The organism is Sinorhizobium sp. BG8 (assembly GCF_016864555.1).
In the GTDB taxonomy this organism is placed as follows: domain Bacteria; phylum Pseudomonadota; class Alphaproteobacteria; order Rhizobiales; family Rhizobiaceae; genus BG8.
On sequence record NZ_CP044011.1, the window covers coordinates 4,011,489 to 4,034,437 of the forward strand.

General features: G+C 62.7%; 18 protein-coding genes and 3 pseudogenes. 8 read left to right on the top strand and 13 right to left on the bottom strand.

Features of this window, described 5'->3' with window-relative positions; genetic code table 11:
• Positions 1-168: 168 nt before the first annotated feature.
• Both F3Y30_RS18785 and F3Y30_RS18790 read left to right on the top strand, forming a co-directional pair.
• Positions 169-1,182: an Ldh family oxidoreductase gene (locus F3Y30_RS18785; RefSeq protein WP_203424197.1), complete on the top strand. Its 1,014-nt coding sequence runs from the start codon at positions 169-171 to the stop codon at positions 1,180-1,182.
• A gap of 15 nt (positions 1,183-1,197) precedes the next feature.
• On the top strand, positions 1,198-2,130 hold the full coding sequence (locus F3Y30_RS18790; protein ID WP_203424198.1) for a sugar kinase: 933 nt from the start codon (positions 1,198-1,200) through the stop codon (positions 2,128-2,130).
• A 74-nt stretch (positions 2,131-2,204) separates the two neighbouring features.
• On the opposite strand, the gene der is transcribed toward F3Y30_RS18790, so the two are convergent.
• From der to F3Y30_RS18805, 3 genes are all read right to left on the bottom strand, one after another.
• Positions 2,205-3,641, bottom strand: a complete 1,437-nt coding sequence (der, locus tag F3Y30_RS18795; protein WP_203424199.1) for a ribosome biogenesis GTPase Der — start codon at positions 3,639-3,641, stop codon at positions 2,205-2,207.
• A 37-nt stretch (positions 3,642-3,678) separates the two neighbouring features.
• Entirely contained in the window at positions 3,679-4,350 is a 672-nt protein-coding gene (locus F3Y30_RS18800; RefSeq protein WP_203424200.1) for a tetratricopeptide repeat protein, read from the bottom strand.
• 91 nt (positions 4,351-4,441) lie between these two features.
• Positions 4,442-5,023: an NnrU family protein gene (locus F3Y30_RS18805; protein WP_203424201.1), complete on the bottom strand. Its 582-nt coding sequence runs from the start codon at positions 5,021-5,023 to the stop codon at positions 4,442-4,444.
• A gap of 156 nt (positions 5,024-5,179) precedes the next feature.
• Between F3Y30_RS18805 and F3Y30_RS18810 the strand changes: the two genes are divergently transcribed.
• Positions 5,180-6,190 (top strand): polysaccharide deacetylase, encoded by a 1,011-nt coding sequence (locus F3Y30_RS18810; RefSeq protein WP_203424202.1) that lies wholly within the window; start codon positions 5,180-5,182, stop codon positions 6,188-6,190.
• A gap of 102 nt (positions 6,191-6,292) precedes the next feature.
• Here the strand turns inward: F3Y30_RS18810 and sbmA are convergent, their stop codons facing one another.
• From sbmA to glpK, 9 genes and pseudogenes are all read right to left on the bottom strand, one after another.
• Positions 6,293-7,546 carry a peptide antibiotic transporter SbmA gene (sbmA, locus tag F3Y30_RS18815; RefSeq protein ID WP_203424203.1) on the bottom strand — a complete coding sequence of 418 codons (1,254 nt, stop codon included), beginning with the start codon at positions 7,544-7,546 and terminating at the stop codon, positions 6,293-6,295.
• 116 nt (positions 7,547-7,662) lie between these two features.
• On the bottom strand, positions 7,663-8,772 hold the full coding sequence (locus F3Y30_RS18820) for a YbfB/YjiJ family MFS transporter (protein ID WP_348649871.1): 1,110 nt from the start codon (positions 8,770-8,772) through the stop codon (positions 7,663-7,665).
• 189 nt (positions 8,773-8,961) lie between these two features.
• Complete coding sequence (gene map, locus F3Y30_RS18825; RefSeq protein ID WP_203424205.1) at positions 8,962-9,711, bottom strand: type I methionyl aminopeptidase; 750 nt, start codon at positions 9,709-9,711, stop codon at positions 8,962-8,964.
• A gap of 64 nt (positions 9,712-9,775) precedes the next feature.
• Positions 9,776-10,835, bottom strand: a pseudogene (locus F3Y30_RS18830) (LLM class flavin-dependent oxidoreductase).
• A gap of 119 nt (positions 10,836-10,954) precedes the next feature.
• Positions 10,955-11,440: an SRPBCC family protein gene (locus F3Y30_RS18835; RefSeq protein WP_203424206.1), complete on the bottom strand. Its 486-nt coding sequence runs from the start codon at positions 11,438-11,440 to the stop codon at positions 10,955-10,957.
• A gap of 83 nt (positions 11,441-11,523) precedes the next feature.
• Entirely contained in the window at positions 11,524-12,777 is a 1,254-nt protein-coding gene (locus F3Y30_RS18840; protein WP_203424207.1) for an RNA polymerase sigma factor, read from the bottom strand.
• Positions 12,774-13,148, bottom strand: coding sequence for a YciI family protein (locus tag F3Y30_RS18845; RefSeq protein ID WP_203424208.1), 375 nt, complete (start codon positions 13,146-13,148; stop codon positions 12,774-12,776). The genes F3Y30_RS18840 and F3Y30_RS18845 overlap by 4 nt, the downstream gene beginning before the upstream one ends.
• Positions 13,149-13,274: 126 nt before the next feature.
• Positions 13,275-14,327 carry an alpha/beta hydrolase fold domain-containing protein gene (locus tag F3Y30_RS18850; RefSeq protein WP_203424209.1) on the bottom strand — a complete coding sequence of 351 codons (1,053 nt, stop codon included), beginning with the start codon at positions 14,325-14,327 and terminating at the stop codon, positions 13,275-13,277.
• Positions 14,328-14,540: 213 nt separating this feature from the next.
• Positions 14,541-16,033: pseudogene (gene glpK, locus F3Y30_RS18855) on the bottom strand (glycerol kinase GlpK).
• Between the two features lie 218 nt (positions 16,034-16,251).
• Between glpK and F3Y30_RS18860 the strand changes: the two are divergent.
• The 4 genes and pseudogenes from F3Y30_RS18860 (at position 16,252) to xdhC (ending at position 21,769) form a co-directional block, all read left to right on the top strand.
• On the top strand, positions 16,252-17,025 hold the full coding sequence (locus tag F3Y30_RS18860; RefSeq protein WP_203424210.1) for a 3-hydroxybutyrate dehydrogenase: 774 nt from the start codon (positions 16,252-16,254) through the stop codon (positions 17,023-17,025).
• Positions 17,026-17,046: 21 nt separating this feature from the next.
• The gene (xdhA, locus tag F3Y30_RS18865) at positions 17,047-18,522 is read left to right on the top strand and encodes a xanthine dehydrogenase small subunit (RefSeq protein WP_203424211.1); all 1,476 of its coding nucleotides are present in this window, start codon (positions 17,047-17,049) and stop codon (positions 18,520-18,522) included.
• A gap of 82 nt (positions 18,523-18,604) precedes the next feature.
• A pseudogene (gene xdhB, locus F3Y30_RS18870) lies at positions 18,605-20,940 on the top strand (xanthine dehydrogenase molybdopterin binding subunit).
• Between the two features lie 4 nt (positions 20,941-20,944).
• The gene (xdhC, locus tag F3Y30_RS18875) at positions 20,945-21,769 is read left to right on the top strand and encodes a xanthine dehydrogenase accessory protein XdhC (protein WP_203424212.1); all 825 of its coding nucleotides are present in this window, start codon (positions 20,945-20,947) and stop codon (positions 21,767-21,769) included.
• Here xdhC and F3Y30_RS18880 read toward each other — a convergent pair.
• A complete protein-coding gene (locus F3Y30_RS18880) occupies positions 21,745-21,948 on the bottom strand; it encodes a hypothetical protein (RefSeq protein ID WP_203424213.1) in 204 nt (67 codons plus the stop codon). The genes xdhC and F3Y30_RS18880 overlap by 25 nt on opposite strands.
• Before the next feature lie 100 nt (positions 21,949-22,048).
• Between F3Y30_RS18880 and F3Y30_RS18885 the strand changes: the two genes are divergently transcribed.
• On the top strand, positions 22,049-22,942 hold the full coding sequence (locus F3Y30_RS18885) for a LysR substrate-binding domain-containing protein (protein WP_203424214.1): 894 nt from the start codon (positions 22,049-22,051) through the stop codon (positions 22,940-22,942).
• Positions 22,943-22,949: the final 7 nt, after the last annotated feature.

A 22,949-nucleotide genomic window follows, 5' to 3' on the forward strand; every position in this document is an offset into this window, starting at 1 on the left:
AACTCCTGCGGCGGGACAGGTAATGTCTATCGCGCCGGCAGGCATCCGTAAATGCAACCGTCGACGATGGAGGCAGAATGGCCTGCCCTTCGCTGCGGGTTGGTCACGGGCGGGAAAGCGACTATGTTACCTGCGCCCTGAACCCATTGCTCGAAACAGGGGGACACGATGGAAGCTTCGGCCGAAACCATCATCCTGCCAGTGCGCGACGCAATCGCATTGGCGCGATCGGCCCTCCTTTCTGCCGGAGCCAGCGAGGCGATGGCAGCCGTGCTCGCGCGTGCAACGATAGATGCGGAACTGGTTGGCAAGCCATCCGTCGGTCTGCGTCATCTAGTCGTTTTTCTCGAAAGCCTCAGGGCCGGGCGCATCCAGGGGCACGCGGAGCCGCTCATCACGTCGCCGGTCCCGGCCCTGATGAAATGCGATTCGGGCGGCGGCATCTCCCAGCTCGGCTTTGAGATCGCCTTCGACGAACTGGTCACCAAGGCGCGGACCTTCGGACTGGTGATCTTCACCAGCCACAATGGCTACACCACCGGGGAACTCGGCTGGTATACGGCGCGATTGGCCGATGCCGGCCTTGCGGCACTCGCTGCCTGCAACGGCCCGGCGATGCTCGCCACGCCGGCAAGTCGCAGGCCCGTGTTCTGCTCCAACCCCCTCGCTTTCGCCGCGCCACGCGCAAACGGCCCGCCGCTCGTCATTGATCAGGCCTCCAGCGCAACAGCTTTCGCCAACATTGCGGAGGCGGCCGAGCGGGAGGAAGCCATCCCTCCCGGCTGGGCGGTGGACGAGAGCGGCGAGCCGACGACTGACGCACGCGCCGCGATCAGGGGCGCCCTCCTCGCCTTTGGCGGATCGCGCGGGGCCAATATCGCGCTGATGGTCGAGATCCTTGCAGCCGGGATCGGCGGCGCCAACTGGTCGCTCGATGCCCCGGATTTCCGCTCCGGAGAGCGCAGCCCGGGTGCGGGGCTGTTCATTCTCGCGATCGCTCCCCAGCTCCTCGCCGGGGATTTCGAAAGTCGCCTCGGGACTCATCTCGACCGACTCTCTGACGAGTATGGCGTGCATGTGCCCGGAGCGGGTCGCCTCGCCGCCCGAGAAAAGGCGGAGCGCGAGGGGATCTCCTTGCCCCGTCAGCTCTTTGACAGTATCTCCTCGTTCCGTCACAGGTAACAGAGGAGCGACGGAATGGCAGGACGGCTGCTTTCGATTGGCGAATGCATGGTGGAGGTTATGCAGGCGGGCGGTGGCCTTATGCGCAAGAGCTTCGCCGGCGACACGTTCAACACCGCCTATTATGGCCGCCTCTTCCTGCCCTCGGACTGGGAGGTCGATTATTTCACCGCAGTTGGCGACGATTCGATTTCCGACGAGATGCTCGCCTTCATGCGCGAGCGCGGGGTCGGAACCGATTTGATCCGTCGGGTCGAAGGCCGCTCTCCGGGGCTCTACATGATCGACCTCAAGGACGGCGAGCGAAGCTTTACCTACTGGCGGTCCGTTTCCGCCGCCAAGTTGCTGGCAGACGATCCCGCGCGGCTGCGCGAGGCGCTCGAAGCCTCGAGGATGATCGTATTCTCGGGGATCACACTGGCGATCCTTTCCCCGGACGGCGTCGAAACCCTGCTTTCCGAATTGCGCCGCGCCAAGGCTGCGGGCAAGCTTGTCGCCTTCGATCCGAACATCCGCCCGCGGCTCTGGCCCGATAGAGAACGCATGCGGCAGGTGATCAGCGACGGCGCCCGCGCCGCGACACTCGTCATGCCGAGCTTCGAAGATGAGGTGGTCCATTTCGGCGATGGTTCGGTCGCTGAAACGATCGCGCGCTACGCCGGTCTCAGCGTTCGTGACATCCTGGTAAAGGACGGCGCCAACGGCGCGACGCTCTCATTCGACGGCAAGCTTAGCCATGTACCGGCGACGCGCGTCGAGACGATCGTGGACACGACAAGCGCCGGTGACAGCTTCAACGGAGGTTTTCTGGCCCGCTACGCAGTGGACGGCGATGCGGACGCCTCCGCGGCCTTCGCCGCAAGGCTCGCGGCCGCGGTCATCCAGCACCACGGCGCCCTCGTCGCGAAGGAGCTCTTGCCGGAACTCGAATTGCCGCAAAGGCCCTAGTCCCGCGCCAGAAGTTCCAGCTACCGGCAGCCGTGACGGATGCCGGTAGTGGGCCTATCGCCCTGGATGCACTCTCAGTAGATCTTGCGCTTCTTCTTAGGCTCGAACGGATTGTCCGACGCCTTGAAGTGGATGCGGATCGGCACACCCGGCAGCTCGAAATCGTTGCGCAATCCGTTGGTGAGATAGCGCACGTAGGATTCCGGCAGCGCTTCCGGCCGCGAGCAGGCGATCATGAAGCCCGGCGGGCGGGCCTTGACCTGCGTCATGTATTTGAGCTTCAGGCGCCGCCCCGAGACAGCCGGTGGCGGATGCTGGATCTGCTGCGCCTCGAGCCAGCGATTGAGCTTGGCGGTCGAGATGCGGCGGTTCCACGTGCGGTCCGTGTCCACGACCGCCTGCATCAGCTTGTCGAGGCCGCGGCCGGTCTGTCCCGAAACGGGCACCGCGCGGATGCCGCGTGCCTGCGGCAGCAGACGGTCCGTTTTCTCGCGCAGGTCCGCGAGCACGGCCTGCGGATCGTCGATGAGGTCCCATTTGTTGAAGGCGATCACGGCGGCACGCCCCTCGCGGATGACGAGGTCCACCAGCTGCAGATCCTGCTTCTCGAAGGGAATGGTCGAATCGAAAACGATGACCACGGTTTCGGCGAAACGGATGGATCTGAGCGAGTCGGCGACGGAGAGCTTTTCGAGCTTCTCCTGGACCTTTGCCTTCCGGCGCATACCGGCCGTATCGAACATCTTGATCGTCCGGCCGCGCCATTCCCACTCGACCGAGATCGAATCGCGCGTGATGCCGGCCTCCGGGCCGGTCAGCAGTCGATCCTCGCCGAGAAAGCGATTGATCAGCGTCGACTTGCCGGCGTTCGGGCGACCGACGATCGCCACGCGCAGCGGCTTGGTCTCGTCGTAGGCCGCCTCAATTTCCTCCTCGTCGTCCCCTGCCCCGACCTCCTGCGGCCGGACGTCGACGTCAGTCTCCGCCTCGTCCTCCTTCGGCGGGAAGGCACGCTCCTCGCCGATCGCGGCAACGATGGCGTCACGAAGGTCAAGCATGCCCTGCCCATGTTCAGCCGAGATCGGGCAAGGCTCACCAAGCCCGAGGGTGAAGGCATCGTAGAAGCCGCCGTCGGAGCCCCGCGCCTCGGATTTGTTGGCGACGAGCACAACCGGCTTGCCGCGCTTGCGCAGCATTTCGGCGAGCGCCTGATCGACGGGCGTCAGCCCCATCTTCGCATCGACGATGAAGAGCGAGAGATCGGCCTCGTCGATCGCCGCCTCGGTCTGGGCACGCATGCGGCCCTGCAAGGTTTCGGGGCCGGCCTCCTCGAGGCCCGCCGTATCGATGATCCGGAAGCGCAGGTCCACGAGCTTGGCGTCGCCCGGACGGCGATCACGGGTAACACCCGGCGTGTCGTCCACGAGCGCGAGCTTCTTGCCCACCAGCCGGTTGAACAGCGTTGACTTTCCGACATTGGGGCGCCCGACGATGGCGACGGTGAAGCTCATGACGTTTTCCGTTCCGATTGCGCCGCGCGAACGCGGCTCAGGAAAGCTTGCCGTCCGCGGCAATCAGATCAAGCAGCATCTGCGCCCGGTTGGCAACATTGCGCGGGCTTTCCGCGTCGTTGGTAATCTGCTCGAACCATTGCTTGGCGCGGGCAAAGTCGTTGTTCTTGTAGGCGGAAAGTCCGAGAACTTCCCGGGCAGAATGGCGTAGCGCGTTCTGCGGCGTCGCGAGTTGCTCGGCCTGCGCGGACACCTGCTCGTAGGTGCCCGTGTCGATGAGCAGGTAGGCGGCGCGCAGGCGGGCCGCGTCGCGCAGCGCCTCCGGAAGCGATGCATCCTTCGAGATCGCGGTGAAGGCGTTGACGGCACCCTCCGCGTCGCCGTTCTCGGCGAGCAGCGAGGCCGAACGCATGCGTGCGAGCACCGGATAGGAGCCGAAGCCGTTCTTCTCGAGCTCGGAGAGCGCGGAAAGCGCCTCGTCCTTCTTGTTTTCCTTTACCAGCGTCAGCGCGGCCAGGAACTGGTCGCCAGCGGCCGACGCTTCGGAATCGCGCCAATAGTCGTAGCCGACCTTGCCGATGGTCCCGAGAACGACCAGGACCGCCGCCCCGAGGAGGATGCGGCCGAAACGCCGCCAGATGGCGCGCATCTGGTCGGATCGCAGTTCCTCATTGACCTCGCGGATAAAGCTGTCGTCCTGGTTTGCCATAGGCGTTGCCGTTCTCGTTCAAGAAATGATTTTTGGGCCTTCTACCCGATTTTCAGGCCATTGTAAGGGGGCCGCAGCGAAAAGCCGCCTCTCATGCGAGCGGCGAGACGCCGATCAGCCATTCATGCAGCTTCCAGACGATTGCTCCGTAGAGCACGAGGCCGAGAACGACGGCGACGAGGTCGTAGCGCACCGAGACGAACTGCGGCAGCACGGCCTCTCCCCTCGCGATCCTTTTCTTCAGGCTGATGCGCAGGATGACCGCCCAGGCGAGGATCGCGCCGAAGAGCACAACTGAATAGCTTTCGCCGTTGGCGAGCAGATGGGCGAGCGCCCAGATCTTGATGGCAACGAGCACGGGAAACTTCAGCCTGGCGCGAATATGCCCGGCCGGCAGGAAGCCAGCCACGAGACAGATCGACGAGATCAGCATCAAAGTCAGCGCAATGTGCCGCATGGCGACGGGTGGGTTGTAGAGCATGCCGCCGGTCAGCCGTGCCTCGGCGAAACCAAGTGCCATCATCGCAAGGCTGAGAAGCGAGACGAGCCCGTGAATGCCCATCCAGACGGGCTTGCCGAGATGTTGAATTCCCGCTGCCCGGAGGCCTGGCGCAAGCGGGCGGACGAGATGTGTGGCGATGAAAAGTACGATGCCGGCAATGAGCAGTGCCATGAGAATTCACCCTTCGTGAATGAAATGAGAGCGTCGCCCGTCTCCAAATGTGGGACCTGGATGGGATAGCCTCCCGCGGGAATGTTTTCCAGCCCGATCAAAGGAATGCCGCATTCACAATCGATAGACACCCCTTAGCAAATTGTCGCGGTACTCATGTTTCGATTCTTTTCCTTTGCCCTCTGCGCCGCAGTAGCGCCCCTTCATATCCTTCACGCCGAACCGGCTTCTTCCTCCCCACCAGCCCGCAAGCAGCTCGTGGTCGTCTCTTTCGACGGCGCGCACGACAACAGGCTATGGGAGAAGAGCCGGGCGATAGCCAGGAAGACCGGTGCACATTTCACCTACTTCCTGTCCTGCACCTTCCTCTTCGACAAGTCGCAACGCAGCACCTACCAGGCGCCGCATCAGAAACGCGGCCGGTCGAATGTCGGATTTGCCCCCGACAAGGATGACGTCGTGACGAGGCTCGGCGAGATCTGGCTCGCCCACCAGGAAGGCCACGACATCGGAAGCCACGCCTGCGGCCATTTCGACGGAGCAAAATGGAACGAGGCAGACTGGGATGCGGAGTTTTCCTTCTTCCGCGCGGCATTGCGTGACGGCTGGAAGAATGCCGGAGCCGCGGAACGCGAGCCGAAGGAATGGCAGACTTTCGTCAGCAACGACATCAAGGGATTCCGCGCACCCTACCTCGCCTCGGGGAAGGCGCTGGCGGACGCGTTGAAGAAGGCTGGCTTCGTCTATGATGCAAGTCTTGTCTCCAAGGGACCTGTCGTTCCGGCCCAGTCGGATGGCCTTGTCCGCTTCGCTCTTCCTCTCATTCCTGAGGGCGCATCCAGTCGGCCCGTCATTGCGATGGACTACAATCTCTACGTCCGCCATTCGAAGGGAAAGGAAGACGTAGCGAACGGCCCGACGTACGAAGAGCGTACCCTTGCGGCCTATCGCGCCGCGTTCGACAAGCAGCTTGCGGGAGAACGCGTTCCCCTGCAGCTTGGCTTCCATTTCGTGGAAATGAACGGTGGCGCCTACTGGCGCGCGATGGAACGCTTCCTAACGGAAGTCTGCGCCAAGCCGGATGTAGCATGTGTCAGCCATCGGGAAGCGATGGACATTCTGGCGAAGGAAAAGAAGGCGGGCGAGGCCGCCCCTGAAGCACTCTGAGCGCGTAACGCAATCCTTCGGACGCAATCTACGCATTTGCGTAGTCTCTATCCCGGAAACGCCGACCGCTTCCGGGATAATTTCTTGAGCATCAAAGCCCGGTCAGGCGAGCTCCTCGTTGCCGCCGGCGGCAATGAACTCTGCGTCTATCTCAGGAAGAGGCTTGTCGTCGATCGCGGCTTCAAAGGCCTTGAGGCGCTTGTGGATCGACTGCAGTTCGATGATGGTCGACCACTGGTTCACAAGATACTGGAACGAGTTGGAAACCTGCCCGAACGCCGTGAGGATCTGCTGCAGGAGGCCAAACGTGATCGTTCCAGCGACGAACGTCGGGATCAGGAAGAAGTACACGAAGATCGCATCGGCCTGGCCGTAGAGCGCGCTGATTCCGTTGAAGTACAAGTAATTGTAATACATACGGAAATAGTTGACCCTCACATTGTCGTACAGCTGCTTGAGGGTTTGCGGCTCGGCTCGGCCCGTGTCGTCCTCGCCATATACCAGTTCCTTTCGATAGGCGGCTTCCACGCGCTGGTTCTTGAAGTAGAGCCCCGGAAGCCTGATACCGGCCACCATCAGAAGACCCGTTCCGAAGACGGACCAGAACAGCGCCAGCCAGAACAGCGCATGCGGAACGGCACCGATGATCGGCAGTTCGGGAACGTACTGAGACAATCCGAACAGAAGCGGAAGGAACGCAATCAACGTCATCACGGAATCGATCAGGCTGATGCCGAGACCTTCGGTGATCTGCGCAAAGCGCATCGTATCTTCCTGCACACGCTGCGAGGCGCCTTCGATTCCTCTCAGTTCCTGCCAGCGCGACGTATAGTATTCGTTCATGGCAGTCCGCCAGCGGAACACGTAGTGGCTGGCGAAGAAGCGCGTCAGGATGACCGACGCGACACCGATTGCGCCGATCTGGCAGAAGCTGAGTAGCAGGCTGTAGAAATCCCACGCTACGATTCCGGGCTTGTGGTCCAGCGCAGACTGAACCAGATCCCAGAAAGGACGTCGCCAGTTGTTGACTGCAAGAGAGATCTGCACGCCGAAATAAGTCAGGAATACAATCAGCTGGCTTCCCCAAACCGACCAATTGAACCAGCGGTGCGACCCATCGTAGAGCTTCCACGCGCAACCAAACGCCAGGCAGCAGACAAGGAAGAACAGATTGAACCACATCTGGTCGGCGGTAACGAAATAGGCCGCTCCGACCGGCGGTTCCGCAGGTGTCTGTATCCCCAGATAAGCACCCAGGTCTTTCACGGCAAAATACCAAAGACCGATAGCCACGATCGTCCACGCCAGAGCGGAGAGGAAGAATTTTTTCGGTTGGGGGAAGAAGGAATGGAACAAGGCGCTAGACTCTCATTGCAGGAGCGGGTCGTCCGCTCCGGTTCGCGTGGAAACTAAAGCAGTTTCCATGTGGCAACAATGCAGCCATGCCTCCATTACCGAGATTTAATAGAGGATCAGCAGCGCTTCACGGCAAGTGTGACCCAGGCGGAGACCGCGAGAATGACCGCGGCCGCGAGGCTTGGCGCGCCGTAGGAGCCGGTCGCCGACGCCATCCATCCGGCAAGCAGCGGCCCGATGATCTGGCCTATTCCAAACGCCGCCGTCATCGTGGCGAGCACCCGCCGCTGGCTCGAAGGGGCCATGATCCGCCCGAGCTGCAGTCCGTAGGCCGTCACGATCATGAAGGTCGCGCCGAACAGGAAGCCACCGACCAGAGCCGACAGCGGTGGCGGCAACACCACCGTGGCAGCAACCCCAATCGCCTCGAACACCAGGGCAAACCTGTAGGATCGCAGGACACCGATGCGTTTTTCCGACGATTTCCATACGGCGAGCGACGCTGCCGCGCAGAACCCGGTAACAAGCCATGTGAGACATTCGAGGAAGGCGCCCTGCCCGCTTTCTCTCACGATTGCGACGATGAAGGTCGCCGTTACCACGTAGCCGATGCCGAACAGGCCGTAGCTCAGCGTGAGGGCCGCGAGCGATGGCGTCCATTTCAGCCCCGGCTCCGGCTTTGCGTCCCGGCTCGCCTCGCCGCGAGGCAGGAGCACGTGCACGACGGCAACCGCAGCGGCGACAAACGCTGCTCCGGTGAGCCAGTCGATCCGCCACCCCGCAAGATTGCCCCATCCCAGAGATGGAATGGCATAGACGACGAGCGCCGACAGCGCGATCCCCAGGCCGACGCCAGAGAAATGCAGTATCTGCACGCGCCCGTCCCTGCTCTCCAGCCCATGCGAGAGCACGATCCCCGAGGTGAAGATCATCGCCAGCGCACTCGTGACGCCGGCAAGGAAGCGGATGATCATGAAGGCGGGTATTGTGCTGGCAAGCCCCATCGCCGCCAACAGCAGCGCATTGGCGACAAGCGCCGCGAGCGCCAGGCGACGCTCGAGGCCCGCCGCCCAGCCGTACGCGGCAAGGACCGCTCCCGCAAGGTAGCCCGCAAAATTCGCCGATGCGATTAGGCCCGTCTGCGATGCATCGAGGTGGAGATCGGCCATCATCGCCGGCAACACTGGCGTGAAGAAGAACCGCCCGAAGCCCATGGCGGCGGCCATGGCCACGGCACCCCCGATCGCTATTGGGATGGTATGGCGCGGGGACGACTGTGGTGAATGTAGCATGGGCTTTTATTGCACCGCAGCATCGGTGGCGCAAACGACAAATTCTGATTGCTCGGATCGATTTCGCTGAACGAAGCCGGTGCTATTCCTGCCCCCAACCGCCTGCCTAACTGCTCGGCTGAATCAGCCCGGCAGCGTCAAAATCAACGGACCGTTGCGCGTCGCGACCACGGTGTGCTCGAATTGCACCGTCGGCGCGCGCGGATCACTGTAGAGCGTCCACTCGTCGTCACCACCTTCGGCCCAGTTGGCGCCCAGCGACAGGAAGGGTTCGACGGTGAAGACCATGCCTTCGGTCATTTTCCGCTTCTCGCGCGGATCCGGCCAGGTGGCGATTTCAGAAGGCTCCTCGTGCAGCGACCGGCCGACACCGTGGCTCGCGAGGTTGGCGACGAGCGTGTAGCGGTTCCTGCGGGCGAAGGCGCCGATGGCATTGCCGACGGAGGCAAGCGGCCTTCCGGCGCGAACTTCCTTGAGACCGACCCACATGGCGCGCTTGCCGTCGCGGCACAGGCGATCGATCGCAGGTGCGACCCTGCCGACCGTGAAGGAGGCGCCGGTATCGGCGAAGAAGCCATCCCTTTCGGCAGAGACGTCGATGTTGACGAGATCGCCCGGCTCGATGACGCGGTCACCGGGGATACCGTGGGCGACTTCCTCGTTTACGCTGATGCAGGTGGCACCCGGAAAATTGTAGCAGTGCTCCGGCGCGGAACGTGCACCGGCCTTTTCGAGCAGGCGCCGGCCGATCAGGTCGAGTTCGCCGGTCGTCATGCCCGCGCTCAACGCCGTCCCCATATCCTGCAATACGTTTGCACAGATGCGGCCTATCGCCTGCATCTTCTGCAAATCCTCGTCGTTTGTCAGCGTCATCGTCTCTCGCTTTCGCCCGCGCGACGCGTTCGCGTCGTCACGCCTTCCGAAAAGTGGCCGCGCTTCAGGCGTCGGACTTGGCCGCAACAGCTCCCGCCTCGGCCAGCATGGCGCGGACGAGCGGGGCCACCTTGGTGCCGTAGAGCTCGATGCCCCGCATTATCTGCTCGTGGGGCATGACGCCGATCGCCATCTGAAGCATGAACCGGTCATTTCGGAAGATCATGTAGTGGTCGACGATCTTGCGCGCAACCGTTTCCGGATCGCCGAGGAACAGGTGTCCCGATGGACCGTGGGCCTGGTCGAACTGTGCCCGGCTCGTCAGGCCCCATCCGCGTTCGCGCCCGAGGCGGTTCATCACCTCGGCCTGGGGTCCGTAGAACTGGTCCGCGGCAAGGCTGGTTGTGTCGGCAATGAAACCGTGGACATTGATGCTGGTCTTCAGGCTGGCCGGCTCGTGACCTGCTCGCCGCGCTTCCTCCCGATAGAGATCGAACAGCGGCTTGTAGCGGGCCGGCGTTCCGCCGATGATCGCAAGCGCCAGCGGCAATCCGTAGGCGCCGGCGCGGGCGACCGACTCGGGCGTGCCGCCAACGGCGATCCAGATCGGAAGCCGCCCATGGAGCGGTCTCGGATAGACACCGACGCCGTTCAGCGGAGCCCTGAGGGTCCCGCTCCACGAAACCTTCTCGTCGTCGTTCAGCGCCAGAAGCAGATCGAGTTTCTCGGAGAAGAGCTGATCATAGTCTTCGAGGTTGTAGCCGAAGAGCGGAAAGGACTCGATGAAGGACCCGCGCCCTGCCGTTATTTCCGCCCGTCCTCCCGAAAGAAGGTCCAGCGTCGAGAATTGCTGGTAGACACGGACGGGATCGTCGGAGGAGAGCACCGTGACGGCGCTCGTGAGGCGGATCTTCTTCGTGCGCGCCGCGGCAGCGGCAAGGATGACTGCGGGGACAGAGGCCGCATAGTCGGGCCTGTGGTGCTCGCCGAGGCCGAAAACGTCGAGGCCGACCTGATCGGCAAGCTCAATTTCCTCGATCAGGTTCCTGAGCCGCCGTTCACCCTCCCGCCCCTGTCGGGGTATTCGGATCAACATCGGCGAACGTGTAGAGACCAAGTTCCATGGCGGTTTCCTGAGCAATGCGTTTCAGGAGAGATATGCAGCAACGCGCCGCCATGGAAGTCGAGATTTTGAAACAGTCCGTTTTCCGCAGCACCGCAATGGCGAGGCGACGGCGCGGCTCTAGAGCTTCGAGGCTACGGCCTCGAGCTGTCCGGCGACCTGGCCCCATCCCTCGTGGAAACCCATCTTCTCGTGTGCCTTGCAATCCTCCACCGTCCAGTGGCGGGCGTAGGCGGTGTAGCGGGTCTTGCCTCCTCCGAGATCCTCGAGGATCACCTCGGCCACCATGAAGGGCTTTTGCGAGGGGAGCCAGTCCTTGCCGAAGGCATCGGTGAAAACGATGCGGCGATCCTGCTCGAGTTCGAGGAATACGCCGGAGTGCGGATGCTCGGTCCCATCGGGAGCCAGCATCAGCGTCTTCATCATTCCGCCGGGGCGCGCATCGAGCTCGACTTCAGGAGTCTGGTAGGGTTTCGGCGCCCACCACTGCTTGATGAGGTCCGCCGTCGTCCAGGCCTTGAAGAGCTGCGCCGGCGTGGCATCGAGAATCCGGGTCAGCACGAGTTCGCGGTTGTTGGCCGGCTTCGTCTCAGTGGTGGCGTTCATCTGAAGTCTCCTCGGTTTCGATACGGGTTGTGCCCCAAGGACGCGGGAAGGACCGGCGCTCCGACAGAGCCGGGCGGAAAATTCTACTTCGCCCCGCCGGAACTGCCCCGAAGGCTATCGATGTGCTGGCGGATATGCGCTGCTTCCGCCGGTGTAGTGGCGAGCGCGATCGCCCGATCGAAGGCGTGGCATGCCTCTTCCGCGCGTCCGGCCTGCTTGAGAAGCCCGCCCTTCAATCCATGAAAGTAGAAATATCCGGAAAGCCTCTCCTCCAGCGGCGCGATCAAGGCCAGTGCTGCCTCCGGTCCTTCGAGCTTGGACACGGCCACCGCCCTGTTGAGGGTCGCGACCGGCGATGGCTGCATGCGTTCCAGCGAAAGGTAGAGCAGGTTGATCTCGTGCCAGTCGGTGTCCTCTGTCTTTTCCGCGCGCGCATGCAGCGCGGCGATCGCCGCCTGGATCTGGAAAGGCCCGGGCCTTCGATGGCGTAGCGCCTTGTCGATGAGCGCCAGCGCCTCGTTGATCGCACGCCCGTCCCAAAGCCCGCGATCCTGGTCTTCGAGAAGAACGATCTCGCCGCCGGCGTCGAAGCGCGCCTTCAACCTTGAATGCTGCAGCAGGAGGAGCGCGGTAAGCCCCATGACTTCAGGTTCGGCCGGAAATAGCCGCAGCAGCAAACGGGCAAGCCTGATCGCCTCTTCGCAGAAAGGCGCTTCGGCCCTCTGTGCCTCACCGGCGGAATAGCCTTCGTTGAACACGAGGTAGATCATCGAGGCGACGATGCCTAGTCTTTCTGCCCGGGCAATCGCATCGGGCGTCTCGAACGGTATGCCCGCGGCCGCCACCTTCGCCTTCGCGCGGGTGATGCGCTGCTCCATGGCGGCCTCCGAGACGAGGAACGCGCGCGCAATCTGCTTTACGGTGAGCCCCGACACGATGCGAAGCGCCAGGGCCAGCTGCTGGGTCGTCGGCAGATCCGGATGACAGCAGACGAACAGGAGCCGCAGGATGTCGTCACGGTAGTGCGAACCGTCGAGCCGTTCCGCCAGGTCGCCCTCGGCGTCTTCGAGGTTCGATATCGTCTCCTCCGGCGGAAGTGGCTGCTGTCTCGCGCGCTTGCGCACCTGGTCGATGCCGCTGTTTCTCCCGACAAAAATGAGCCAGGCGGCGGGATCGCGCGGCGGGCCCTTGTCAGGCCATGTCTTCAACGCCCGCAGGCATGCCTCCTGAAACGCTTCTTCGGCCAGATCGAGGCTGCGGAAGTAGCGCAGCAAGGCCCCCATCACCTGTGGCCGCGCCGATGTCAGCGCCAGATCGATCCAGACCAGCTCGCTCAATTCGCCCCTCCGCCCGGTTTGAAGATACGCAGCGGACGGATCTCGTAGGCGCCCGTACCGGGATTGGCGACCGAAAGTTCCCGGGCGAACTCGATGGCCTCGTCGAGCGTTTCGACATCGACAATGAAGAACCCGAGAAACTGTTCCTTGGTTTCCGCAAAAGGCCCGTCGAGGACAAAGGTCTCGCCGGCGCCCTTGCGCACGGTTGTCGCAGATGTCGTCGGCATCAGGCGCGCGACGGGGCCGAGCCGGCCCTGATCTGCATACTTCTTCTCGACGACTGCGAGATCGGCCATCACCTTGTCGTCCTGGTCCTTGCTCCAGGCGCAGACGACATCTTCGGAATTATAGCACAGCACGGCATACAGCATGGGTCACTCCTGTCTTGCTGAAGACGAATGAGTACCCCCATCACCGACAGGGCGCATGGAAAAAATCGGAAGAATGGGACCGGAACCGAAAGGCAGGTGGGCGCGGACTGCGTCAAGCTCAGAGCGTTACTCGAGGTGGCGCGTCATGAACGCGTTCAGTTCCTTCAGATGCTCCTGCGCTTCGGGCGTTTCGAAGGCGACCGCATAGTCGCCGCGCGACTGCCCCTCATAGACGTTGAGGTCGGCCTCGACCCCTGCCCGCCTCAGCTTGCGATGGATCAGCGCGGTATCGCTCAGCATCATGTCTCGCGTGCCGGTAATGAGGTAGGTCGGTGGAAAGCCCTGGAAGTTGCCGTAGAGAGGCGAGATGTAGGGATCCTCGTAACGCATCGTCCCGACATAGAGGCTGAGGGCCGCTGCCGGCTCCGCGTCCCAGGTGACCGTGTTCCGGTCGACGCCTTCCATCAGGTACTGGCTGTCGCCTTTCTTGTCGAGGAAGACCTGGGGCGCGCCGAGGAAGAGCGCTCCGGGCAGCGCGAGGTCGAGGTCCTTCATGCGAAGCGCAGCGACAAGCGCGAGATTTGCCCCGGCGGACGTTCCGCCGAGAATGATCGAAGCCGGGGGCGTGCGTTTTACCAGTTCCTGCCACACGGTCATGATGTCGTTCATCGCGGTCGGCGCGGGAAACTCGGGCGGCATGCGGTAGTCGATGGAAATCACCCGGATGCCGGCCGAAGCGGCGATCCCGATCCCTTCGATAGTTCCGCCGATCCCCTTGCCCCGAACGAAATCGCCCCCGTGAATATAGACGAAAAGATGGGTCTTATGGTCCGGGGTGAGCCTGCGCGGGTCGAGGCGGTGGATGGTCACGCCGCCGATGTTTTCCTCCAGGATCCTGACGTTGAGCGTATGCGCCAGCTCGATCGCGGCTGCATCATCCTTGGAGGCCTGCTCCTTGATGCTGGCTTGCCACTCCTCCATCGATTTCGGAACCCTGGCGACGGCTGCGGTCACGTCGGGGGCCGGCGTCTGCGAGAGGATCCGCCGAAACTCCTCGCTCGCCCCCGCCGAGGGCGGAAGGAAGCGTTCCCTGATCTTCCAATCCTGTGCATGGGTAATTATCGACCCCGTCGTTGCGAGCACCGACGCGAGAAGCAAAGCAATACAAAGTTGCCTCATTGGGACCTCAAATCGTCGGATACACCGACTGGACTCCACCCCGCCATCAGGGGAAAGAGGGCACCAACCTTCCGCCAATGGTTCAAGCCGCTGATCCGTCGATCCGCCAACTTGGCAGCAATCTTAGCACAAACTAATCGATTGGCGAGAGCAGGTAAGCGACCGTCTACATAACGGGATCGGGCCTCGACCTGGTGCGTCGTGCGGAGATCGCTACCCGGTGACGAGCGTCCGCCTCACCGCGTCCTTCCAGCCCCGGATCTTCGTCGCCCGCGTCTTGTCGTCCATGTCCGGTTCGAACCGCCTGTCCCGTGCCCATGATTTGGCAAAAGCCTTGCGGCCGGGCCATACGCCGGCGCGATGTCCCGCGAGCCAGGCCGCCCCAAGGGCCGTGGTTTCGCGGATCGTCGGCCTGTCGACGGGAGCGTCGAGGATGTCGGAGAGCCGCTGCATGGTCCAGTCCGAGGCGACCATCCCGCCGTCCACGCGCAGCACGGTCTCCTTGGTCGTCGCCTTCCAGTCCTTGTGCATCGCGTCGAGAAGGTCCCGGGTCTGGTAGCAGACGGCTTCCAAAGCGGCGCGGGCGAACTCCGCAGGGCCGGTATTTCGCGTCATGCCATAGATGGCAGCCCGTGCATCCGGATCCCAATAGGGCGCGCCGAGCCCCGTGAAGGCCGGAACGAGATAGACCTCCTGCGTCGGGTCCGCCTTGGCGGCAAGTTCTCCGGTGTGGGGCGCGGCCTCGATCATCTTCAGCCCGTCCCGCAGCCATTGCACCGCGGCCCCCGCAATGAAGATCGATCCCTCCAACGCATAGGTCGTCTCGCCGTCCAGCCGATAGGCGATCGTCGTCAGAAGCCGGTTCTTCGAGCGCACGATGTCGGTGCCGGTGTTGAGGAGCGCGAAGCATCCGGTGCCGTAGGTGGACTTCAGCATTCCGGGTTCGAAGCAAGCCTGCCCGATGGTCGCCGCCTGCTGGTCGCCGGCAACACCGAGGATCGGTACCTCCGCGCCGAACCAGACCTTGTCGGTGACACCGAAATCCGCGGCGCAGTCCAGCACCTCCGGCAGCATGGCGGGGGAACGCGGAGGATCTCGAGCAATTCCTCGTCCCAGGCATTGGTCGCGATGTTGTACATCAGCGTGCGGCTGGCATTGGTCGCGTCCGTAACGAATGACTTACCACCCGTGAGCCGCCAGATCAGAAACGTATCGATCGTACCGAAGCAGAGCTCACCCTTTGCCGCACGCGCCCTTGCACCCTTCACGTTGGCAAGCGCCCATGAAAGCTTGGTCCCGGAAAAATAGGGGTCGAGCAACAGACCGGTCTTCTTGACGAAGGTCTTTTCAAGACCCTGCTTCTTCAGCTTTTCGCAATAGGAGGCGGTACGGCGGTCCTGCCAGACGATCGCATTGTGGATCGGCTTGCCGGTTTCCCTGTCCCACACGACGACCGTTTCGCGCTGGTTGGTAATGCCGATGGCGGAGATGTCCGAGGCGGAGATTTTCGCCTGCTTGAGCGCTTCACGGACAGACCAGAGCACACTCTCCCAGATCTCTTCGGGGTCGTGCTCCACCCAGCCGGACCGGGGGAAAATCTGCGTGAACTCCTTCTGGCCCGCACCCGCGATCTTCTCCGCATCGCTGAACACGATCGCACGTGTGGAAGTCGTGCCCTGGTCGATTGCTAGAACAAATCCGCCCATTCAAACCCTCCCTCTCCTGCCGCTCCCACGGCCTTGAAATCTTTCAATACGACATCAAAACGAATGTCAAAGGAAAACAAAACGAAAATCTCCTTTGCCCTGAATGCACGGGACGGGATGGAAAAACGCAATTGTCATACGCCGAGCTTTGCGCGTAGGCTGCTGCAACGCAACCAGCATTGGCAGCGCAGAAGCGGATAGAGGTAGGAGAAGAATCCATGAGAACCGTCGTCGTCACCGGCTCCACCAGCGGCATTGGACTGGCAATCGCCACCGCCTTTGCCAAGACCGGCGCGAACGTCGTCATCAACGGCTTCGGGACAGAATCGGAGATCGGGGAAATCACGTCGCGCCTCGACGCGCTCGGCGAAGGAAAGATCCTCTACCACCCCGCCGACATGACCAAGCCAGCGGAGATCGCGGATCTGGTCGCGACCGCAATCTCGACCTTCGGCGGTGTCGACGTGCTCGTCAACAATGCCGGCATCCAGCATGTCGAGAAGATCGAGGACTTCCCGGTCGAGAAGTGGGACCAGATCATTGCCATCAACCTTTCGAGTTCCTTCCACACGATCCGCGCGGCAGTCCCCGCCATGAAGGAAAAGGGCAAGGGGCGCATAATCAACATAGCCTCCGCGCACGGCCTGGTGGCTTCACCCTTCAAATCCGCCTATGTGGCTGCCAAGCATGGTATAATGGGCTTGACCAAGACGGTCGCGCTGGAGCTTGCCGAGAGCGGCATCACGGCAAACGCGATATGCCCCGGTTATGTGCTGACGCCACTCGTCGAGAAGCAGATTCCGGATACGGCAAAAGCTCGTGGTATCACCGAGGCCGAGGTGAAGTCGGAGGTCATGCTGAAATTCCAGCCGACGCGGGAGTTCGTCGCCGTCGAGGAAATTGCCGCCACAGCGCTGTTTCTGGCGAGCGACGAAGCAAAGTCGATTACCGGCACACACATCTCCATCGACGGCGGCTGGACGGCACAGTGACCGCAACACAGAAGGAACGGCATGAGCACTGACGACGACAGCATACGTTTCATCCTGAACGGCGAAGACGTCGTGCTCCGCCACGTGCCTCCCACGCGAACCCTGCTCGACTGGCTGCGCTTGCGCCGGCGGCTTACGGGAACGAAGGAGGGATGCGCGGAAGGCGACTGCGGCGCCTGCACGGTTCTGATCGGACGGCTGCTCGATGGCGAACTCGTCTATGAAGGCGTCAACGCCTGCATCCGGTTACTCGGCTCGATGAACGCCACCCATGTCGTCACGGTCGAGCATCTCGCAGGCAAGGACGGCACGCTTCATCCGGTGCAGCAGGCGATGGCCGACTTTCACGGATCACAGTGTGGCTTCTGCACACCCGGCATCGTGATGTCTCTCTACGGCCTGTGGCTCACGAATGACCGGCCGAGCCGGGCCGAGATCGAGCGGACCCTGCAGGGCAATCTCTGTCGATGCACGGGGTACGAGCCGATCGTCGCCGCAGCCGAGGCCGTCGCCGCGGCGCGGCCAAGCGCAGTTTTCGATCCGATCGTGAGGACACGGGCGGAAATCAGTTCCAAGCTTTCGGCGCTTCAGCCGCAGTCCTCGATACGCGTGAGCGATGGCGACGGCCGGATCATCATCCCGGGCTCCGTCGGCGATCTCGCGGACGCTCTCGCTGACGAGCCGAATGCGACCGTCATTGCCGGCTCGACCGATGTCGGCCTCTGGGTCACCAAGCAGATGCGAGATCTTAATCCAGTGATCTTCATCAACCACCTCCAGGAGCTTCAGGCCATCGAGGTTTCCGACGAAGGTGTCCGGATCGGCGCAGGCGTGACCTACAGCCAGGCCTTTGCAGCCCTGTCGAAGGCAGTCCCGGCGCTACGCACTCTCATCGAGCGAATCGGTGGAGAGCAGGTGCGCAACATGGGAACGATCGGCGGCAACATCGCCAACGGATCACCGATCGGCGATACCCCGCCGCCGCTCATTGCGCTTGGCGCGATCCTGACGCTGCGCTCGAAACAAGGACGCCGGGAAATTCCGCTCGAGTCGTATTTCATCGACTACGGCAAGCAGGATCGACGGAGCGGCGAGTTCGTTGAGAGCGTTTTCGTGCCTGCGCTTCCTTCCGCCGAGCGCTTCGCCGTCTACAAAGTTTCCAAGCGCCGCGACGAGGATATTTCCGCCCTCTGCGGTGCGTTCCGCATCGCCGTTTCCGACAACGGAACGGTGACGAAGGCAGTCATCTGTTTCGGCGGCATGGCCGGAATTCCAAAACGGGCTGCCAATGTGGAGGCGGCACTTACGGGCAAGGCTTGGACAGAGGAAACGGTCCTTGCCGCTCGCGCGCAGTTCGAGAAGGACTTTTCTCCGCTTACCGATTGGCGGGCCACGGCCGAATATCGCTTGCTCGCGGCCAAGAACCTGCTGACGCGGTTCTTCCTGGAGAGCCAGGGAGAGACTGCGCAGGTCGTGCGCTACGAGGTGGTGGCATGAACGGCCGGCAGCCCAAAGATATATCATGCGCTTCCCCTGCGCTCGGGATGATAGGGCGCTTCGCGCCCGGAGGTGAGGGCTGATGGACCGATCTACATTCGACGATCGCAAGACGATCTCCGCGCCAGTGCATTCCTCGCTGCGCCACGATTCCGCGCACAAGCACGTCACCGGCGAGGCAGACTACATCGACGACATTCCCGAACCGGAAGGCACGCTTCACGCAGCGCTCGGCATGAGTGACCGCGCCCATGCCGAGATCCTGTCGATGGATCTCTCCGCCGTCGAGGCCTATCCCGGTGTCGTCTGGGTGATGACGGGCCGCGACATGCCCGGCGTCAACGACATCAGCCCCTCTCACCGCGACGATGAGCCGGTACTGGCGGAAGGCAAGGTGGAGTTTCACGGACAGGCCGTTTTCGCGGTCGTCGCCGAGACGCGTGAGGCTGCGCGGCGCGCGGCACGGCTGGCAAAGATCGAATACCGCGACCTGCCGCACCTGACCGATGTGGCGGACGCGCTGGCTAACGGCGCCCAGCTTGTGACCGAACCGCTCACCCTGTCGCGCGGCGATGCCGAGACGGAGCTCGCAAAAGCGCCGAGAAGGCTGTCGGGCGAGATGCGCATCGGCGGGCAGGAGCATTTCTATCTGGAGAGCCACATCGCCTTCGCGATCCCCGGAGAGGACGACGAGGTTACCGTCTGGTCTTCCACCCAGCATCCGAGCGAGGTCCAGCACATGGTCAGCCACGTGCTCGGCGTTCCCTCCAATGCTGTGACCGTGCAGGTCCGGCGCATGGGCGGCGGCTTCGGCGGCAAGGAAACGCAAGGCAACCAGTTTGCCGCGCTCGCGGCCGTGGCCGCGAAGAGGCTGAAGCGCCCGGTGAAATTCCGGCCCGACCGCGACGAGGACATGACGGCGACCGGCAAGCGCCACGATTTCCTCGTGCAATACGATGCAGGCTTCCACGAAGACGGCCGCATTCACGCCGTCAAGGCCAACTACGCCGCCCGCTGCGGCTATTCCTCCGACCTTTCGGGACCCGTCACCGACCGGGCCCTTTTCCATGCCGACAACGCCTACTTCTATCCGCACGTGAAGCTGACCTCGCAACCCCTCAAGACCCATACCGTTTCCAACACCGCATTCCGCGGCTTCGGCGGTCCCCAGGGCATGGTCGGCGGTGAGCGAATGATCGAGGAGATCGCCTATGCACTGGGCAAGGATCCGCTCGATATCCGCAAGGCAAACTTCTACGGGGAGGCAGGTTCCGGGCGAGACGTTACCCCCTATCACCAGACGGTCGAGGACAACATTGCCCTGCGCATCGTTGAAGAGCTCGAGCAGTCCAGCGACTATCGGGCGCGCCGCGAGGCGATCGTCAACTTCAATCGCACGAGCCGCGTGGTTCGCAAGGGTATTGCGCTTACCCCGTGAAGTTCGGCATCTCCTTCACGGCCACCTGGTACAATCAGGCGGGCGCGCTCGTTCACGTCTATCAGGACGGTTCCATCCACCTGAACCATGGCGGCACGGAAATGGGCCAGGGCCTGTTCACCAAGGTGGCGCAGGTGCTGGCCGATGCCTTCCAGGTCGATATCTCCCGCGTGAAGATCACGGCAACAACCACTGCGAAGGTCCCTAACTCCTCGGCCACCGCCGCCTCCTCGGGGTCCGACCTCAACGGAATGGCCGCCTACGATGCCGCCCGCCAGATCAAGGAACGGCTGGTCGCCTTTGCCGCAGCGAAGTGGAATGTCGCTGCCGAAGAGGTCGCCTTCGTGCCCCACCACGTGCGCGTGGGCGAGACCTTGATCCCGTTTCCGGACTTCATCAAGCAGGCCTACATGGCCCGCGTCCAGCTTTCTGCGGCGGGTTTCTACAAGACCCCGAAGATCCACTGGGACCGCGCCAAGGGCATGGGCACGCCCTTCTACTACTTCGCCTATGGTGCAGCCGTGTCGGAAGTTTCCATCGACACGCTGACGGGCGAGTATGTTGTCGACCGGGTGGATATCCTGCACGACGTGGGCAAGTCGCTCAATCCGGCCATCGACAAGGGTCAGGTCGAAGGCGCCTTCGTTCAGGGCATGGGATGGCTGACGACCGAGGAGCTATGGTGGGACGCCAAGGGAAGGTTGAGAACCCACGCCCCCTCGACCTACAAGATCCCGCTGGCCTCGGACCGGCCGAAAATCTTCAACGTCCGCCTGGCCGAATGGGCGGAGAACGCCGAGCCGACGATAGGCCGCTCGAAAGCGGTCGGTGAACCGCCCTTCATGCTGGCGATTTCCGTCCTGGAGGCCCTCTCCATGGCAATTGCGAGCGTCGCCGAATATCGCCATTGCCCAAGGCTCGACGCACCCGCGACGCCGGAGCGGGTGCTGATGGCCATAGAAAGATTGAAAGTCCTTTGAAAGAATGAACTACCTGCAAGACAGTCTCGACGCCTTCCTCGCGCGTGAGTACCGGCTGGTGATCGTGGAGATCGCCGAGGTCAGAGGATCCACTCCCCGCGACGAAGACGCATTCATGCTCGTGGCACCGACGGATGTCTACGGCACGATCGGCGGTGGCCGGCTCGAATTCATCGCCATCGAGAACGCGCGCAAGCTGCTGGCCGAAGCGGGCGGCGAGAAGTCGCTCGACGTGCCGCTCGGCCCTGACATCGGCCAATGCTGCGGCGGTCGCGTGGCACTCCGCTTCACCATCGGCGATGACGAAGCCCGTTCGGCCTTGTTGCGAAAGCTAAAGGCACGCGAGCAGGCCGAGCCGCAGGTATGGCTCTTCGGTGCGGGGCACGTGGGCCGCGCGCTCTCGGACGCGCTTATCCTGCTGCCGCTGCAGGTCTTCGTCGTGGAAACGCGCCAGGTCGAGCTCGACCTCCTGACCTTCGAGGTGCACGGCCGCCTTGCCGCCATGCCTGAAGCGATGGTCTCCGACATTCCGGCAGGTTCTGCCGTCGTCATCATCACCCATGACCACGCCCTCGATTTCCTCATCGCGCGCGAGGCCCTTGCGAGAACCGATCTCGCCTATGTCGGCATGATCGGCTCAAAAACCAAGCGGGCGAGTTTTGCCAGCTGGCTGGAGCAAGAGGGCGCAGAACGATCGATGGCCGAAGGGCTGGTCCTGCCCATCGGCGGCAAGGCGGTCCATGACAAACGTCCCGAGGTCATCGCGGCGATGACGGCGGCGGAAATCCTGACCGCGATCAGCACCTACCGCGCGAGCGAGCGGTCGTAGCGCGGATCTCGACCGTCCTTGAAACCAAGGTCCCGCTTCATGTGATCGTCGATCGCTTCGACGTCGAGGCGCGGGTAAGGCGTGCGAAGACTTGCAATCCAGCCTGCAAAGGCCGTCAGCCAGCGACGGTCACTCGGCTGTTGGCATTCAGGTATGATCTGCGAGGATTGATACGCCATGATTGCACCTGTTGATCTGATGAATGTATTTGCAAGGTGCACCCAAAAGTGATGAAATTCCAATCGAACATCCGTCTGGACGCATCAAGAGAACTTATCCATGAAAATGTCGAGACAGTTTCCGCTGAATGCGCTGCGCGTGTTCGAGGCCGTGGCGCGGCTCGGCAGTTTCACCAAGGCTGGTGAAGAGCTGGGCATGACCCAGACCGCCGTCAGCTACCAGATCAAGCTTCTCGAGGAGAACATCGGAGAACCTCTTTTCCTGCGATTGCCTCGCCAGATCGCGCTCACCGACAAGGGCGAACGTCTTGCGCCGAAGGTGACGCAGGGGTTTTCCCTTCTCGCCGAGGCCATGGCGGCCGTACGCGAGGAAGTGGAGGAGATGCTCCATATCCACTCCACGCCGACCTTTGCACAACAGTGGATGACCCGGACCCTCGGCTCCTTCCAGCTCAAGCATCCGAAGATCGCCGTGCGCCTTTCGACTTCGCAGGCGGTGATCGATTTCAACCAGGAACCCGCGGACGTGGCGATCCGCTGGGGCAAGGGCGATTGGCCGGGGCTGGTGTCGCACCGGGTCATGCGGCTGGATTTTACGCCGATGCTGAGCCCGAAGCTGGCCGAAGAGGTCGGCGGCATACATGAACCCGCAGACCTCCTGAAGCTACCGATCATCAGCGCCCGTGACCCGTGGTGGCGGCAATGGTTCGCCGCGGCAGGGATCGACGACCCGAAGCTCGAGCGCTTCCCCGCCAACGAACTCGGAACGCAGACGTTCGACGCGGGAGTGGCGATGGCCGGACAGGGTGTTGCCATTCTCAATCCTGACCATTTCCGTGATGACGTGGCAGGCGGTCGTCTCTATCAACCGTTCGACATCACCTGCAATGACGGGCGCGATTACTGGCTCGCCTATCCGGAAGCACGCCGGAACGTGCCAAAGATCCGCGCCTTCCGCGACTGGATGCTCGCCGAATTTCGTGTCGCCGAATGAGAGGATA

Coding starts and splice junctions, on each gene's coding strand:
- xdhA (WP_203424211.1), top strand. CDS start 17,047: ATGAGCACTGACGACGACAGCATACGTTTCATCCTGAACGGCGAAGAC.
- map (WP_203424205.1), bottom strand. CDS start 9,711: ATGACGCTGACAAACGACGAGGATTTGCAGAAGATGCAGGCGATAGGC.
- F3Y30_RS18885 (WP_203424214.1), top strand. CDS start 22,049: ATGAAAATGTCGAGACAGTTTCCGCTGAATGCGCTGCGCGTGTTCGAG.
- F3Y30_RS18810 (WP_203424202.1), top strand. CDS start 5,180: ATGTTTCGATTCTTTTCCTTTGCCCTCTGCGCCGCAGTAGCGCCCCTT.
- F3Y30_RS18805 (WP_203424201.1), bottom strand. CDS start 5,023: ATGGCACTGCTCATTGCCGGCATCGTACTTTTCATCGCCACACATCTC.
- F3Y30_RS18850 (WP_203424209.1), bottom strand. CDS start 14,327: ATGAGGCAACTTTGTATTGCTTTGCTTCTCGCGTCGGTGCTCGCAACG.
- F3Y30_RS18845 (WP_203424208.1), bottom strand. CDS start 13,148: ATGCTGTATGCCGTGCTGTGCTATAATTCCGAAGATGTCGTCTGCGCC.
- der (WP_203424199.1), bottom strand. CDS start 3,641: ATGAGCTTCACCGTCGCCATCGTCGGGCGCCCCAATGTCGGAAAGTCA.
- F3Y30_RS18785 (WP_203424197.1), top strand. CDS start 169: ATGGAAGCTTCGGCCGAAACCATCATCCTGCCAGTGCGCGACGCAATC.
- F3Y30_RS18835 (WP_203424206.1), bottom strand. CDS start 11,440: ATGAACGCCACCACTGAGACGAAGCCGGCCAACAACCGCGAACTCGTG.
- F3Y30_RS18800 (WP_203424200.1), bottom strand. CDS start 4,350: ATGGCAAACCAGGACGACAGCTTTATCCGCGAGGTCAATGAGGAACTG.
- F3Y30_RS18880 (WP_203424213.1), bottom strand. CDS start 21,948: ATGGCGTATCAATCCTCGCAGATCATACCTGAATGCCAACAGCCGAGT.
- F3Y30_RS18820 (WP_348649871.1), bottom strand. CDS start 8,772: ATGGCCGCCGCCATGGGCTTCGGGCGGTTCTTCTTCACGCCAGTGTTG.
- F3Y30_RS18860 (WP_203424210.1), top strand. CDS start 16,252: ATGAGAACCGTCGTCGTCACCGGCTCCACCAGCGGCATTGGACTGGCA.
- F3Y30_RS18790 (WP_203424198.1), top strand. CDS start 1,198: ATGGCAGGACGGCTGCTTTCGATTGGCGAATGCATGGTGGAGGTTATG.
- xdhC (WP_203424212.1), top strand. CDS start 20,945: ATGAACTACCTGCAAGACAGTCTCGACGCCTTCCTCGCGCGTGAGTAC.